Origin of the sequence: Roseomonas sp. CECT 9278, from assembly GCF_918698155.1 — a bacterium.
In the GTDB taxonomy this organism is placed as follows: Bacteria; Pseudomonadota; Alphaproteobacteria; order Acetobacterales; family Acetobacteraceae; genus Neoroseomonas.
Genome location: NZ_CAKKLX010000033.1, coordinates 40,793 through 55,517, shown reverse-complemented (window position 1 = coordinate 55,517; position 14,725 = coordinate 40,793). Strand labels below are relative to the sequence as shown.

Genomic DNA, 14,725 nt, shown 5'->3' with positions numbered 1-14,725 from the left:
CCGCGGCGGCGCCGCAGCGCCGCGAAGCCGCCAGCAGCCGCCAGGCCGCGGCGCGCCCCGCCGCCACCACCCGCCAGGCCTCGGCCAGCCGGACCCGCGATGCCCGCGGCACCCGCCAGGCCGCCACCCGCGCCAATGACCGCCAGCAGGCGGCGGCCAATTGCCGCGGCCGCAACTGCGCCCCGCGCACCCGCACCGTGTCCTGGCAGGGCGGGCTGGAGCCCGCCACCAATGCCCAGGCCCATGCCTGCCCCAGCGGCACGCTGGCGACCCTGGCGCATGGCCACGCCAACATCGTCCGCTGCATGCCCATGTAGCCGGCCAGCCTTGCCGGCGGCCGGGCCGCGGAGTAGGTAGCAGCGCGTTTTTGCGCACTGCACCAGACCCGAGGAAGCCTCATGGCCCGCAAGAAGATCGCGCTGATCGGCGCCGGCAATATCGGTGGCACGCTGGCCCACCTGATCGGCCTCAAGGAACTGGGCGACGTCGTCATGTTCGACGTCTTCCCCGGCGTGGCGGCGGGCAAGGCGCTCGACATCATGCAGTCCGGCCCGGTGGACGGGTTCGATTCTGCCATGGCCGGCACCGGCGACTATGCCGGCATCGCCGGTTCGGACGTGGTCATCATCACCGCCGGCTTCCCGCGCATGCCCGGCATGAGCCGCGACGACCTGGTGTCCAAGAACGCCGGCGTCATCGCCCAGGTGGCCGAGGGCGTGAAGACGCATTGCCCGAACGCCTTCGTCATCGTCATCACCAACCCGCTCGATGCGATGGTGTGGGTGTTCCAGCAGAAGTCCGGCCTGCCGGCCAACAAGGTGGTCGGCATGGCCGGCGTGCTGGATTCCAGCCGCTTCCGGCTGTTCCTGGCGCAGGAATTCAACGTCTCGGTCGAGGACGTGACCGCCTTCGTGCTGGGCGGCCATGGCGACACCATGGTGCCGCTGACGCGCTATTCCACGGTCGCCGGCATCCCGGTGCCCGACCTGGTGAAGATGGGCTGGACCACGCAGGAGAAGGTGGACGCGATCTGCGCCCGCACCGCCAATGGCGGCGGCGAGATCGTGAAGCTGCTGGAGAAGGGCTCCGCCTTCTACGCGCCGGCCGCGAGCGCGATCGCGATGGCCGAGAGCTACCTCAAGGACAAGAAGCGCGTGCTGCCCTGCGCCGCCTGGCTGACCGGCCAGTATGGCGTGAAGGACCTGTATGTCGGCGTGCCGGTGGTGATCGGCGCCGGCGGCGTGGAGCGCATCGTCGAGATCGAGCTGAACGCCACCGAGAAGGCCGCCTTCGACAAGTCCTGCGGCGCGGTGCAGGAACTGATCGACGCATCCAAGAAGCTGGTGGGCTGATCCACCCGGGCCCGGTGGCGACACCGGGCCTTTTTCCTGTCCGCCCCGTTTCAGGGAACCCCCCAGCATGAACATCCACGAATACCAGGGCAAGGAGCTGCTGCGCCGCTATGGCGTCGCGGTGCTCGACGGCCATGTCGCCTGGTCGGCCGACGAGGCAGTGGCCGCCGCCAGGCAGCTGCCCGGCCCGGTCTATGTCGTGAAGTCGCAGATCCATGCGGGCGGGCGCGGTGCCGGGCGCTTCAAGGAAGACCCGAACGGCAAGGGCGGCGTGCGCGTCGTGAAGTCGATCGAGGATGTGCGCGCCGCCGCCGAGGCGATGATCGGCAAGACGCTGGTCACCAAGCAGACCGGCCCCGAGGGCAAGGTCGTCAGCCGCGTCTATGTCGAGGATGGCTGCGACATCAAGCGCGAGCTGTATCTCGGCCTGCTGGTGGACCGCGCGACATCGCGCGTCACCATCATGGCCTCGGTCGAAGGCGGCATGGACATCGAGGAGGTGGCCGAGAACCACCCCGAGAAGATCCTGAAGGTCGCGGTCGACCCGGCCGCGGGGATTTCCGGCTTCCATTGCCGCAAGCTGGCCTTCGGGCTGGGGCTTGAGGGCAAGCAGGTGGCGTCCTTCACGAAGTTCGTCACCGCGCTGTACGGCGCCTTCGTCGAACTGGACTGCATGATCGTCGAGATCAACCCGCTGGTGGTGACCGGCGCGGGCGAGATCGTCGCGCTGGATGCCAAGGTGTCCTTCGACGACAGCGCGCTGTACCGCCACAAGGACCTCGAGGCCCTGCGCGACGACAGCGAGATGGACCCGAAGGAACTGGATGCCACCAAGAACGACCTGAACTATGTCGCGCTCGATGGCGAGATCGGCTGCATGGTGAACGGCGCGGGCCTGGCCATGGCGACGATGGACATCATCAAGCTGTACGGGTCGTCGCCGGCGAACTTCCTCGATGTGGGCGGCACCGCGAATGCGGCGCGCGTGACCGAGGCGTTCCGCATCATCACCTCCGACGCCAATGTGAAGGCCATCCTGGTCAACATCTTCGGCGGCATCGCCAAATGCGACATGATCGCCGAGGGCATTGTGGTGGCGAGCAAGAACCTCGACCTCAAGGTGCCGCTTGTGGTGCGCCTGGAAGGCACCAACGTGGAACTCGGCAAGAAGATCCTGGCCGAGAGCGGCCTTGCGATCATCCCCGCCGACAATCTTGCCGATGCCGCCCAAAAGGTGGTTGCGGCCGTGAAGGGGGCGTAAGGCCATGGCCGTTCTCGTCGACAAGACCACCCGCGTCATGACCCAGGGCTTCACCGGGGCCCAGGGCACGTTCCATGCGTCCCAGGGCATCGCCTATGGCAGCACCTATGTCGGCGGCACCACGCCCGGCAAGGGCGGCACGATGCACCCGGAACTGAACCTGCCGGTCTTCGACACGGTGGCGGAGTGCGTGGCGCGCACGCAGGCCAATGCGTCGGTCATCTACGTGCCCGCGCCCTTCGCCGCCGATGCCATCCTGGAAGCGATCGACGCGGAAGTGCCGCTGATCATCTGCATCACCGAGGGCATTCCCGTGCTCGACATGGTGCGCGTGAAGCGCGCGCTGTGCGGGTCGAAGTCGCTGCTGGTCGGGCCGAACTGCCCCGGCGTGATCACGCCGGAAGCCTGCAAGATCGGCATCATGCCCGGCCATATCCACAAGCGCGGGTCGGTCGGCGTGGTGTCGCGCTCGGGCACGCTCACCTACGAAGCGGTGGCGCAGACCACCGCGGCGGGGCTCGGCCAGTCATCCTGCGTGGGCATCGGCGGCGACCCGGTGAAGGGCATGGACTTCATCGACGTGCTCGAACTGTTCCTGAAGGACGACGAGACCAAGTCCATCGTCATGATCGGCGAGATCGGCGGGCAGTCCGAGATGATCGGCGCCGACTTCCTCAAGCGCGAGAATTTCGGCCCCGGCAAGCCGAACAAGCCCGTGGTCGGCTTCATCGCCGGCGCCACCGCCCCGCCGGGGCGGCGCATGGGCCATGCCGGCGCCGTCATCTCGGGCGGCAAGGACACCGCCGAGGCCAAGATGGAGGCCATGAAGGCGGCCGGCATCCATGTGGCCGACAGCCCCTCGGCGCTGGGGTCCACCATGGTGAAGGCCTTGAAGCGGTAATGCGCCGGCGGGGCGAAAGCCCTGCCACAAGGCGGCCATCCGCCCTATGTTAAGCGACGCCGCCGTACCCTCCACCCAGGGGCGGCGGCGACCCGCATCTGAGACCACCCGAGCGTGACATCCGGCGGCGCCGCCCGTCGGCACGGAGAAGACAATGGCCGGAGTTGACGTCCTCGCCACCGCGATGACCGGCGCGAATGCCGCGTACCTCGCCGACCTCTATGCCCGCTGGGCCGAGAAGCCCGACAGCGTCGACCCTTCGATGGCCGAGCTGTTCGCCGCGCTCAATGACGAGGCACGCGCGGTCCTGACCGACGCCACCGGCGCGTCCTGGGCGCCGCGCATCCGCGGCGCCTTCGGCCCCGACCCCGAGGCGCCCGCACCCACCGCCCGCCGCGCCACCGATGCCCCCGCCGCGCAGGCTGCCAATGCCGAGGCTGCGCGCCGCCAGGTGCTCGACAGCCTGCGCGCGCTGATGCTGATCCGCTCCTACCGCGTGCGCGGGCATCTGGAAGCGCAGCTCGACCCGCTCGGCCTGACCGCGCCCAAGGCGCATCCGGAGCTCGACCCGAAGACCTACGGCTTCAGCGAAGCCGACATGGACCGGCCGATCTTCCTCGACATGGTGCTGGGCCGCGACACCGCGACGCTGCGCGAGATCATGGCGATCTGCCGCGCCTCGTATTGCGGGCCGATCGGCGTCGAGTTCATGCATATCCAGGATCCCGACCAGAAATCCTGGATCCAGCGCCGCATCGAAGGCGCGCCCTGGCTGACCGCCTTCGACGTCGCCACCAAGACCGAACTGCTCGCCGACCTCACCAAGGCCGAGGGCTTCGAGGCCTTCTGCGCGCGCAAATTCGTCGGCACCAAGCGCTTCGGCCTGGAAGGCGGCGAATCCACCATCCCGGCGCTGGAAGCGGTGATCGAGACCGCCGTGCCGCTCGGCGTAAACGAGGTGGTGATCGGCATGGCCCATCGCGGCCGGCTGAACGTGCTCGTGAACACCGTGCGGAAGCCGTATCTCCAGGTGTTTTCCGAATTCAAGGGCGTGGGCGCCAACCCCGACGACGTGCAGGGGTCGGGCGACGTGAAGTACCACCTGGGCACCAGCACCGACATCGAGATCGGCGGGCGCATGGTGCACCTGTCGCTGCAGCCCAACCCCTCGCACCTCGAAGCGGTGGACCCCGTGGTGGCGGGCAAGGTGCGCGCGCGCCAGGACATGGCGGGCGACACCAAGGGTCGGCGGTCGGTCATGGGCATCCTGCTGCATGGCGACGCCGCCTTCGCCGGCCAGGGCGTGGTCTACGAGACGCTGGCGATGTCTCAGCTGATCGGCTACCGCACCGGCGGCACCATCCACATCATCACCAACAACCAGATCGGCTTCACCACCGTCGCCGCGCACGCCTATTCCGGCCTGTACTGCACCGACGTGGCCAAGGCGATCCAGGCGCCGATCCTGCACGTCAACGGCGACGACCCCGAGGCCGTGCTGTTCTGCGCCAAGATGTCCGCCGAATTCCGCATGGAATTCGGCGCCGACATCGTGCTCGACATCGTCTGCTACCGCCGCCATGGCCACAACGAGGGCGACGAGCCCGCCTTCACCCAGCCCATCATGTACAACCGCATCAAGGACATGCGGACCACGCGCACCCTGTATGCCGAGAAGCTGGTGCGCGAGGGCAGCCTGACCGCCGACCAGGCCAAGGCGATGTACGACGCCTTCAACGCGAAGCTCGAGGACGCCTTCGAGGCCGCGCAATCCTTCAAGCCGAACAAGGCCGATTGGCTGGAAGGCCATTGGTCCGGACTGAAGTCGGCCGGCGCCGGCGAGGAGGTCGAGAAGCTGCACGAGACCGCCGTGCCGCTCGACAGGCTGCGTGAGGTCGGCGCCGCGCTGTGCCGCGTGCCGGAGGGCTTCGGCGCCAACCCCAAGATCGTCCGGCAGCTCGACACCAAGCGCCAGTCGATCGACACCGGCGAAGGCATCGACTGGGCGACCGGCGAGGCGCTGGCCTTCGGCACGCTGCTGCTCGAAGGCCATCGCGTGCGCCTGTCCGGCGAGGACGTGCAGCGCGGCACCTTCTCCCACCGCCACGCCTACCTGATCGACCAGGCGACGCAGGCCGAATACGTCCCGCTGAACAACCTCCGCGAGGGCCAGCCGAAGTTCGAGGCGTTCAACTCGCTCCTGGCGGAATTCGGCGTGCTCGGCTTCGACTACGGCTATACCCTGGCCGACCCGAACACGCTGGTGCTGTGGGAAGGCCAGTTCGGCGACTTCGCCAATGGCGCGCAGGTCATCATCGACCAGTTCATCGCGTCCGGCGAAACCAAGTGGCTGCGCATGTCGGGCCTGGTGATGCTGCTGCCGCATGGCTACGAGGGCCAGGGGCCGGAGCATTCCTCAGCGCGCCTCGAACGCTACCTGCAGCTGTGCGCCGAGCGCAACATCCGGGTCTGCAACTTCACCACGCCGGCCAACTACTTCCATGCGCTGCGCCGCCAGCTCAAGGCGAACTACCGCAAGCCGCTGGTGGTGATGACGCCGAAGTCGCTGCTGCGCCACAAGCTCGCGGTCAGCAGCATCGCGGATTTCGGGCCCGGCAGCGCCTTCCGCTACGTGATCCCCGAGACCGACGCGATCGCGCCGGACGACCAGGTGAAGCGCGTCGTGCTGTGCACCGGCAAGGTCTATTACGACCTGCTGGCCGAACGGCGCGAGAAGGGCATCACCGACGTCGCCATCGTGCGCGTCGAGCAGATGTTCCCCTTCCCCGCCACCTCCCTGGCCAAGGCGCTGGCGCCCTACCGCAACGCCGAGGTGGTGTGGTGCCAGGAGGAACCCGAGAACATGGGCGCCTGGACCTTCATGGATCGCCGCATCGAGAAGGTGCTGAAGACCCTCGACATCCAGGCGAAGCGGCCCGAGTACATCGGCCGCGAGGATGCCGCGAGCCCGGCCACCGGCCTGGCGCGCATCCACCAGCAGCAGCAGGCCGCGCTGGTGCGCGCGGCGCTCGGGCTGTGACACCCGGACAGGCACTGCGGGCCACGCGGCCCGGCACGACACTGCGCGCCGCGACGCGCGCCCCGACGATCAACGGACGGCACACATGACCGACATCCTGGTTCCCACGCTCGGCGAGAGCGTTTCCTCCGCGACCGTGGCGCGCTGGCTCAAGAAGGCCGGCGAGGCGGTGGCCGCCGACGAGCCGCTGGTGGAACTCGAGACCGACAAGGTCACGGTCGAGGTCAACGCGCCCTCCGCCGGCGTGCTGGAAGCCATCGCCGCCGCCGAGGGCGCCGAGGTCGGCCCGGGCGCCGTGCTGGGGTCGATCGCCGCCGGTGGCGCGGCGGCAGCGCCGAAGCCCGCCGCCGCCGTGCCGCAGGTCGAAACCCCGCGCGCCGTGACCGGGCCGGTCGCCGTGCCGGGCGCGCCCACCGGCTCGGCGCCCGCCGCAGCGCAGGCCGCCGCCCCGCTGCCCGCCGCGGCCAAGATGATGGCCGAGACGGGGGCGAACGCCGCCGCGATCGGCGCGGGCACCGGCAAGGATGGCCGCATCACCAAGGGCGACGTGCTCGACTACCTGGCGCGCCCCGCACCCGCCGCCGCCGCGCCCGCCGCGCCCAGGCCCGCCCGTGCGATCGAAGCCGGCGAGGAGCGCGTGAAGATGACGCGCCTGCGCGCCACCATCGCGCGCCGCCTGAAGGAAGCGCAGAACACCGCCGCCATGCTCACCACCTTCAACGAGGTGGACATGGGTGCCGCGATGGCGCTGCGCGCCGAATACAAGGACGCGTTCGAGAAGAAGCACGGCGTGAAGCTCGGCTTCATGTCCTTCTTCGTGAAGGCGGCCGTCGCCGCGCTGAAGGAATTCCCGGCGGTGAACGCCGAGATCGACGGCGACGAGATCGTCTACAAGAACTTCGTCCACATGGGCATCGCGGTGGGCGGCCCCTCCGGCCTGGTGGTGCCCGTGCTGCGCCACGCCGACAGCCTGTCCTTCGCCGAGATCGAGAAGACCATCGGCGCCTATGGCAGGAAGGCGCGCGACGGCGCGCTGAAGCTCGATGACCTGGCCGGCGGGTCCTTCACCATCACCAATGGCGGCATCTATGGCTCGCTGATGTCCACGCCCATCCTGAACCCGCCGCAGTCGGGCATCCTGGGCATGCACAAGATCCAGGACCGCCCGATGGCGGTGAATGGCAAGGTCGAGATCCGCCCGATGATGTACATCGCGCTGTCCTACGACCACCGCATCGTCGACGGGAAGGAAGCCGTCTCCTTCCTGGTGCGCGTGAAGGAAAGCATCGAGGATCCGCGGCGTCTGATGCTCGACATCTGACCCGCCCGGCCGCGCCGGCAACAGGCGCGGCCCAATCCAGAAAGGAAAGCCACCATGCGAAGCCGGGACGGCCAGTTCTCCGACGCGCGCCCGATCCAGCGCAGCCGCGGCGAAAAGGAAAAGCTGCTGCGCGAGCTCAAGGACACCCTCGCGGGCCTGAAGCCGCACGCCTCGCCCTCGATGCGCACCACGCTGGTGGCGCGCATCCGCGAGATCGAGGCCGAGCTCGGCATGAGCGGCAAGAAGTAGCCGCCCACGCGCGGCGGTCTGCGCCGGCGTCTCGCCGGCCACCAGGTGGTAGACGCGATGGAAATGGAAGGGCGAGAAGGCTGCCGCCTCGGCCAGCGCCTCCAGCCCCGGCGGGTCGTGCGGGCGGGCGGCGATCAGCGCCATGGCGCGGGCGATGCGCGTGGCGTGGTCCTGCCCGGTCCTGCTGCGTCGCGACATCGCCGCTCCTCCTGTCCGCCTCGCCTCATGGCACGATGCCACTTGATCGCGCTTGCGCAGTTGCGCCGGCGCCGCCGCGGATGATGATGCGCCGATGTCGCGCATCGCCATCGGCACCATCCTGCCCTCCTCGAATCGCGTGGTGGAGCGCACCACCGCGGCGCTGTTGCGCCACCTGCCCGGCATCGACCATTGCGTCGCGCGCATCCCCTACGCGCCGGACGGCAGCGGCCAGCCGCCGGGCGCCTACGACGCGGCCTCCTACGCCACCGCCGCGCGGCTGCTGGGCCATGCCGGCGTCGCGGCGGTGTGCTGGAACGGCACGCGCGGCGCCGCCCTGGGCCTGCCCGCCGACCGCGCCCTGGCGGCGACCCTGGCCGCCGAGGCGCGGTGCCCCGCCACCACCACCGCGCTGTTCGCCGCCGCCTGGCTGCATCGCCGCGGGGCGCGGCGAATCGCGCTGATCCTGCCCGGCACCGCGGCCGAGGGCACCGCCCACATCGCCGGCTTCGCCGCCGAGGGCATCGAGACCCTCGCCGCCGAAGGCCTCGACTGCCCGGACAACCTCTCCGCCGCCGCGGTGCCTGACGGCGCAATCGTTTCTGCCGCGCGGCGCCTGTCGGCCGCGGTGGCGCCGGATGCCATCCTGGTCTGGAGCACCAACCTGCCCGGCCTGCCCTGCATGGCGCCGCTGGAAGCCGAGTTCGGCATCCCGGTGCTCGACAGCGCCGCGCTCGGCGTGGCGGCGCTGCTGGACGCCGCCGGCATCGACCCCGCGCCGCTGGGCCCGCTCGGGCGCGTGTTCGCCGCCCCCTGAATCACTTCATCGCCGCGGCGCGCATCCACGGGCATTCACCGCGCGTAGGGCTTCCGAATGCCCGCCGGAGCGCATCATGTCCCGCCGTCTCCCCGCCGCCATCCTCGCCGTAGCCCTGCTGCTCCCGGGCCTCGCGCAGGCCAGCCCGCTCGCCGGGACCTGGCGCGCCGCGCAGGGCGGGCAGGCGGTCGAGATCACGCTTGAGGCCGATGGCCGCTTCGCGCGCCGCGACCGCGGGCCGGACGGCCGCGCCATAACCGTCTCCGGCCACTGGACGCTGGAGGATGCCGGCCCCTGGCTGCGCCTGACGATCGAGGACTGGGCGCCGCGCCGCGCCTGCGGCCTGGTCGGCTGCACGCCGATCCGCATGCTGCCCCACGAGACCTACCGCTACGCCCTGCAGCCCGACGGCACGCTGCTGCTCGAGGATACCGGCGGGCGCATCGCCCTGCGGCGGGAGGGCTGAGGCCATGACGCCACGCCCCGGCCGCGAAGGCTCCGCCCTCGCCCTGGCGGAGGACCTCGATCAGTGCCGCGCCGGCTTCGGTGCGCTGCTCGCACGCGCCGACCTGCCCGCCGCCGCCGCCGCGGAGCTGCGCCGGCGCTACGGCGAAGCGCATCGCGCCTACCACGATGCCGCCCATGTCGGGCTGCTCTGGCTGCGCCACCTGCTGCATGGCGGCGACCCGGGGGACCGCGACCTCGCACTCGCCATCCTGTTCCACGACGCGATCTACGACCCGATGGCGAAGGACAATGAGGAGGCCTCGGCGGCGCTGCTCGCGCAGCTGGTGCCGGGCGACACCGCCTGGGCGCAGGACGCCATCCGCGCCACCGCCGACCACCTGGGCCATGCGGGCACGGATTGCCGGGTGCACCGGCTGCTCGACCTCGACCTGACCCCGCTGGCGGAATCGCCCGCGGTGTTCGACCGCAACACCGGCTTCCTGCGGCGCGAATACGCGGCGGTGGACGACGCGCGCTGGCGCGCCGGGCGCGGCGCGGTGCTGGCGCGCTTCCTGGAGGCACCGAGAATCTTCCGCACGCGCCTGTCCACCATCTACGAGGCGCGGGCGCGCGAGAACCTCACGGCGGCGCTGGCGGACCTCCGCGCGGCGGCATGAAGCGGAAGGCGCCGGCGGTGACCAGGCCGAGCGCCAGCCCCTCCAGCGCGCCGCCGACCAGCCCGCCGATCACCAGCGATGCCGGGCCCATCGATGCCGGCCCGGCCAGCCAGCGCATGCTGCCCAGCAGCGCGCCGAGCATGAACCCCACCATCACCACCCGCGTCCAGCCGGCGCGCCCGGCCACCACCCGGTCCAGCACGCGCCCCTGCGCCTGGCCATAGAGCAGCCCGCCCACCACGCCCTTCAGCGCGGCGCCCATCAGCACGAACATCTCGATCGGCATGCCGACGGCCCGCTGCGCCAGCACGCCATAGACCAGCCCCACCACCAGCGCGGTCAGGTAGCCGGCCACGGCGGTCGCGCCGATCCAGGTGCCCAGCGGCAGGTCGTCATAGGCCTGGCGCATCACCGCGCCCTGCGCCGCGGCCAGGCAGGCGCCCAGCACCGCCCCGCCGCCGGCCTGCAGCAGCGGCGCGACCATGCCGCCAAGCCCCGGCGCCAGCGCCGGCAATACCAGCGCGTTCCACACGGCAGCGAGCGCGAGGCCGACCGCGCCGCCGCCGATGCAGGCCAGGATCCAGCGGCCGCCATGGCCGGCCGGCGGCGACCATGACGAACGATCGGGCGCCGCGGGGGCGCCGTGCGGCGTGGCGGTCATGCGGCATCTCCCGGCAAGGCGATATCCAGCCAGCCACGCGCATCCATCCGTGCCTGGTCGCCCGCCAACAGCAGCACGGTGGTGGTGTCGCTCTCGACGATGGCGGGCCCCACGACGACCTGGCCATCGGCCAGCGCGGCGAAGTCGAGCACCGGCAACGCGGCCTCGACGCCGTCGATCCGCGCGCGGCGCGTCGCGAAGGGGGCGGCCGGCGCGCGCGGCCCCGCGGCCGGCGGGGCGGGCATGGGCGGCAGCCGGCCGATCACCGCCAGGCGCGCATTCACCAGCACCACCTCCTCGCCGGCCAGCGCGTAGGTGAACAGGGATTCGTGGCGGGCGTGGAAGGCCTCGGTCACCCGCTGCGCGAGGCCCGGCGCGTCCCAGTCCACCGCGTCCAGGGGCACGGCGATCTCGAAGACCTGTTCGCCATAGCGCATGTCGGCGGCGCGCCTGGTCTCCACCGTGCCGCCGAACCAGGTGGCGACGCGTGCGCGGCCCTCGGAGTCCAGCCCGGCCCAGATGGTCCGCAGCGCGGCATCCTCGGGCACGCCGCCGGCGCCGATCTCGCTGCGCGCCATCTCGTAGCGCAGGTCGGTGTGCAGCATGCCCCAGGCGGACAGCCCGGCGGCAAAGACCGGCACCGCGACGCGCGTGACACCCAGCTCGCGCGCCACCGCGCTGGCATGCAGCCCGGCCGCGCCGCCGAAGGCCAGCAGCGTGAAGTCGCGCGGATCGACGCCGCGGCGCACGGTGGCGACGCGGATGCCATCGGCCATGCGCACATTCGCCAGGCGATGCACGCCCTCCGCCGCTGCCATCGCGTCGATGCCGAGCGCCGCGCCCAGCCGCCCGAAGGCCGCCAGCGCGCCGTCGCGATCGAGCTTGCGCGCGCCGCCCAGGAAGTTGTTCGCGTCAAGATAGCCGAGCACCAGGTTCGCATCCGTCACCGCCGGTTCCGTGCCGCCCTGGCCGTACGCGACCGGCCCCGGCACCGCGCCCGCGCTGCGCGGCCCGACCTGCAGCGTGCCGCCGGCGCCGACATGCCCGATCGACCCGCCGCCGGCGCCGAGCGTCACGATATCCAGGCTCTCGAGCGCGATGCGTTCCCCCGCCACGGTGCGCCCGCGGCCCAGCGCGGCCTCGCCATCCTGCACCAGCGCGATGTCGGTCGAGGTGCCGCCCACGTCGAAGGTGATGAGGTCCTGGCCCAGCCCGCGCGCAGCGAGCGCGACACCCGCCGCGACGCCGCCCGCCGGCCCCGACAGCGCGGTGCCGGCGGCCAGCCGCGCCGCTTCCTCGACCGGCGCCACGCCGCCATGCGACAGGATGACGAAGACCGGGCCTTGATACCCCGCGCTGTCCAGCCGCCCGCGCAACCGCGCGAGATACCGCGACACCACGGGCCCGACATAGGCATTCACGCAGGCGGTGGAGAAGCGTTCGAATTCCTTGATCTGCGGCAGCACTTCCGCACTCGTGGTCACGAACACGCCGGGCAGCGCGGCGCGCACCGCCTCGGCCGCCGCGCGTTCATGGGCATCGTCGCGCCAGGCATGCAGGAAGCAGATCGCCACGGCCTCGACCTGCTCGGCCTTCAGCGTGGCGATGGCGGCGTCCAGCGAGGCGAGGTCCAGCTTCTGTTCCACGCGACCATCGGGGCGGATGCGTTCGCGCACCGGCAGCCGCAGCCGGCGCGGCACCAGGGCGGGCGCGGCGGGCAGGCGCAGATCGTAGCGGTCGGGCTTGAGGCCTTCGCGCATCTCGATGACATCGCGATGGCCCTCGGTGGTCAGCATCGCGACCTTGGCGCCGCGGCGTTCGAGCAGCGCATTCGTCGCGACCGTTGTGCCATGGACGATGCGTTCCGTGCGCGCCAGCAGGTCGGCCAGCGTGACACCCAGGCGATCCGCCAGCACGGACAGGCCCGCCACCACGCCCTCGCTCTGGTCGGCCGGCGTGGAGGCTGCCTTGGCCAGCGTGGTGGTGCCATCGGCGGCGACGCAGACCACGTCGGTGAAGGTGCCGCCGACATCGACGCCGATGCGATAGGCCAATGCCGCGGCGCTGCGATCCTCCGGCGCGCTCACAGCAGGCCCTCCTGCGCGTCGCGCGCGCGCGCCGCCGGGTCGCGCAGTTCCGGCGGCCCCCATCCGCCGCCGCCGCCGGCGCGCACATGCAGCGTATCGCCGGGGGCGAGCGGAATGCCGACCTCCTTCGTGCGAAGGTCGCGCGAGGTCCCATCGGCGCGATCCAGCGTGTAGTGGTGCGGCGCGCCGTCCCGCCCGCCCAGCATCCCCGCCGCGCCATGGCGCACGCCGTCGCCCGCGGTATTCGCGACCGATGGGCCATCTGTCTCCAGCCGCATCACCAACTCGCCACCCAACCCGCCACGATAGGTGCCATCCCCCGCGCTGCTGGGCCGGAATTCGTGCTTCGCGAAGAACAGCGGAAAGCGCGCTTCCGCCATCTCGACGCTGCCGAACTTCAGCCCGCCGGCCGAATGCCATTCGCCCGCGGTGGACCAGCCATCGCCCTTCGGCGAGCCGCCGCCGCCAGGCCGCGCATGGAACAGGTGCCACACGAAGGACCGCCCCGGCCGGCGTGCATCGCTGCCCTTGATCGCCACGCGGAAGCGCCGCCCCCAGCCACCCATCGCGCGCTCCGGGCAGGCATTGGCCAGCGCCTTCACCACCGCCTCGACGATCTCGTTCGAGCAATGCGAGGTGCACATGGTCACCGGCGCGCCCTCGCGCGGGAGCACGATGGTGCCTTCCTGCGCGATGATCTCGATGGGGCGGAAGCAGCCATCATTCTTCGCGACCTCCGGGTCGAGCAGGAAGGCGATCGCCATCCGCACCGCACTGACCGTGTTCGGCCACGACGAATTCAGGAAGGAGGGCACCTGCGGCGCGGACTCCGACAGGTCCACGATGATCGCGTCGCCGCGCTTGGTGACCGTCGCGCGGATCGGGATGTCCTGCTGCCCGAAGCCGTCATCGTCCAGGAAGGCCTCGCCCCTCCAGGTCCCGTCCTTCCAGGTCGAAATGATGCGCCGCGCATGCGCTTCCGACAGGGACTGGATGCCCGCCGCCGCCGCTGCCGCCAGCGCCGCGCCGTGCTTGGCCACCACGGCGTGCAGCCGCTTCTCGCCCAGATGCGCTGCGCCGATCATCGCCATCAGGTCGCCGCGCACCTCGCGCGGCAGGCGCGTGTTCGTCACGATCATCCGCACCAGGTCGGCCCGCGGCACGCGCCCCTGGCCGAGCAGGATGGGCGGCAGGCGCAACCCTTCCTGGAAGATCTCGGTCGCCGCGGGGTTGTAGGCACCATGCGTGCCGCCGCCGATATCGGTGTGGTGCGCCCGCACCACCGACCAGAACAGCAGCCGCGCCTCGGCGAAGACCGGCACGATGATGGTCAGGTCCGGCAGATGCGACCCGCCATGATACGGATCGTTGAGCAGGTAGATGTCGCCGTCGCGCACCGCATCGCCGAAGGCATCGACCACCGCCTGCACGGCGAAGGGCATGGCGCCGACATGCACCGGGATGTGGTCGGCCTGCGCCAGCAGTCGCGCCCGCGAATCGCACAGCGCAATCGAGAAATCGCGCGACGAATTCAGGATCTGCGAATAGGCGGTGCGCAGCATCGCCTCGCCCATCTCCTCCACGATCGCGCGGAAGCGGTTGTCGAGCACGGAGAGCGTCACGGGATCGGGCGTGGTCATGGCGGAACGCTCCGGCGCGCCGCGCCCGCCGTCAAGGCTTCGCAGCGCGCCCGCGCCGCGCCATCATCGCGCCA

The 14,725-nt window shown here is 71.3% G+C and carries 12 protein-coding genes and 1 pseudogene; 10 read left to right on the top strand and 3 right to left on the bottom strand.

Annotated elements, in window-relative coordinates; translation table 11 throughout:
- From LQ222_RS18845 to LQ222_RS18800, 10 genes and pseudogenes are all read left to right on the top strand, one after another.
- Positions 1-317 (top strand): annotated as a pseudogene (locus LQ222_RS18845) (hypothetical protein); the annotation flags it as partial.
- 81 nt (positions 318-398) lie between these two features.
- On the top strand, positions 399-1,352 hold the full coding sequence (mdh, locus tag LQ222_RS18840) for a malate dehydrogenase (RefSeq protein ID WP_230168386.1): 954 nt from the start codon (positions 399-401) through the stop codon (positions 1,350-1,352).
- A gap of 67 nt (positions 1,353-1,419) precedes the next feature.
- Complete coding sequence (gene sucC, locus LQ222_RS18835) at positions 1,420-2,613, top strand: ADP-forming succinate--CoA ligase subunit beta (protein ID WP_230168385.1); 1,194 nt, start codon at positions 1,420-1,422, stop codon at positions 2,611-2,613.
- A 4-nt stretch (positions 2,614-2,617) separates the two neighbouring features.
- Positions 2,618-3,514 carry a succinate--CoA ligase subunit alpha gene (gene sucD, locus LQ222_RS18830; RefSeq protein ID WP_230168384.1) on the top strand — a complete coding sequence of 299 codons (897 nt, stop codon included), beginning with the start codon at positions 2,618-2,620 and terminating at the stop codon, positions 3,512-3,514.
- Positions 3,515-3,668: 154 nt separating this feature from the next.
- The gene (locus LQ222_RS18825; protein ID WP_230168383.1) at positions 3,669-6,554 is read left to right on the top strand and encodes a 2-oxoglutarate dehydrogenase E1 component; all 2,886 of its coding nucleotides are present in this window, start codon (positions 3,669-3,671) and stop codon (positions 6,552-6,554) included.
- Positions 6,555-6,639: 85 nt separating this feature from the next.
- Entirely contained in the window at positions 6,640-7,875 is a 1,236-nt protein-coding gene (gene odhB, locus LQ222_RS18820; protein ID WP_230168382.1) for a 2-oxoglutarate dehydrogenase complex dihydrolipoyllysine-residue succinyltransferase, read from the top strand.
- 54 nt (positions 7,876-7,929) lie between these two features.
- Positions 7,930-8,124 (top strand): hypothetical protein, encoded by a 195-nt coding sequence (locus LQ222_RS18815; RefSeq protein WP_198373216.1) that lies wholly within the window; start codon positions 7,930-7,932, stop codon positions 8,122-8,124.
- Positions 8,125-8,416: 292 nt separating this feature from the next.
- Positions 8,417-9,139 carry a hypothetical protein gene (locus LQ222_RS18810; RefSeq protein WP_230168381.1) on the top strand — a complete coding sequence of 241 codons (723 nt, stop codon included), beginning with the start codon at positions 8,417-8,419 and terminating at the stop codon, positions 9,137-9,139.
- Positions 9,140-9,215: 76 nt separating this feature from the next.
- Complete coding sequence (locus tag LQ222_RS18805; protein WP_230168380.1) at positions 9,216-9,605, top strand: copper resistance protein NlpE; 390 nt, start codon at positions 9,216-9,218, stop codon at positions 9,603-9,605.
- Between the two features lie 4 nt (positions 9,606-9,609).
- A complete protein-coding gene (locus LQ222_RS18800) occupies positions 9,610-10,263 on the top strand; it encodes a hypothetical protein (RefSeq protein ID WP_230168379.1) in 654 nt (217 codons plus the stop codon).
- Here the strand turns inward: LQ222_RS18800 and LQ222_RS18795 are convergent.
- From LQ222_RS18795 to LQ222_RS18785, 3 genes are read right to left on the bottom strand one after another with little or no spacing between them, the layout of a single operon-like run.
- The gene (locus tag LQ222_RS18795) at positions 10,226-10,924 is read right to left on the bottom strand and encodes a hypothetical protein (protein WP_230168378.1); all 699 of its coding nucleotides are present in this window, start codon (positions 10,922-10,924) and stop codon (positions 10,226-10,228) included. The two genes, LQ222_RS18800 and LQ222_RS18795, sit on opposite strands and share 38 nt — an antisense overlap.
- Complete coding sequence (locus LQ222_RS18790; protein WP_230168377.1) at positions 10,921-13,011, bottom strand: hydantoinase/oxoprolinase family protein; 2,091 nt, start codon at positions 13,009-13,011, stop codon at positions 10,921-10,923. Before LQ222_RS18790 ends, LQ222_RS18795 begins: the two co-directional genes overlap by 4 nt.
- The gene (locus tag LQ222_RS18785) at positions 13,008-14,651 is read right to left on the bottom strand and encodes a hydantoinase B/oxoprolinase family protein (protein WP_230168376.1); all 1,644 of its coding nucleotides are present in this window, start codon (positions 14,649-14,651) and stop codon (positions 13,008-13,010) included. The genes LQ222_RS18790 and LQ222_RS18785 overlap by 4 nt, the downstream gene beginning before the upstream one ends.
- Positions 14,652-14,725 lie beyond the last annotated feature (74 nt).

Excerpts from the sequence above, each read along its gene's own strand:
- mdh (WP_230168386.1), top strand. The coding sequence starts at position 399 with ATGGCCCGCAAGAAGATCGCGCTGATCGGCGCCGGCAATATCGGTGGC.
- sucC (WP_230168385.1), top strand. The coding sequence starts at position 1,420 with ATGAACATCCACGAATACCAGGGCAAGGAGCTGCTGCGCCGCTATGGC.
- sucD (WP_230168384.1), top strand. The coding sequence starts at position 2,618 with ATGGCCGTTCTCGTCGACAAGACCACCCGCGTCATGACCCAGGGCTTC.
- LQ222_RS18825 (WP_230168383.1), top strand. The coding sequence starts at position 3,669 with ATGGCCGGAGTTGACGTCCTCGCCACCGCGATGACCGGCGCGAATGCC.
- odhB (WP_230168382.1), top strand. The coding sequence starts at position 6,640 with ATGACCGACATCCTGGTTCCCACGCTCGGCGAGAGCGTTTCCTCCGCG.
- LQ222_RS18815 (WP_198373216.1), top strand. The coding sequence starts at position 7,930 with ATGCGAAGCCGGGACGGCCAGTTCTCCGACGCGCGCCCGATCCAGCGC.
- LQ222_RS18810 (WP_230168381.1), top strand. The coding sequence starts at position 8,417 with ATGTCGCGCATCGCCATCGGCACCATCCTGCCCTCCTCGAATCGCGTG.
- LQ222_RS18805 (WP_230168380.1), top strand. The coding sequence starts at position 9,216 with ATGTCCCGCCGTCTCCCCGCCGCCATCCTCGCCGTAGCCCTGCTGCTC.
- LQ222_RS18800 (WP_230168379.1), top strand. The coding sequence starts at position 9,610 with ATGACGCCACGCCCCGGCCGCGAAGGCTCCGCCCTCGCCCTGGCGGAG.
- LQ222_RS18795 (WP_230168378.1), bottom strand. The coding sequence starts at position 10,924 with ATGACCGCCACGCCGCACGGCGCCCCCGCGGCGCCCGATCGTTCGTCA.
- LQ222_RS18785 (WP_230168376.1), bottom strand. The coding sequence starts at position 14,651 with ATGACCACGCCCGATCCCGTGACGCTCTCCGTGCTCGACAACCGCTTC.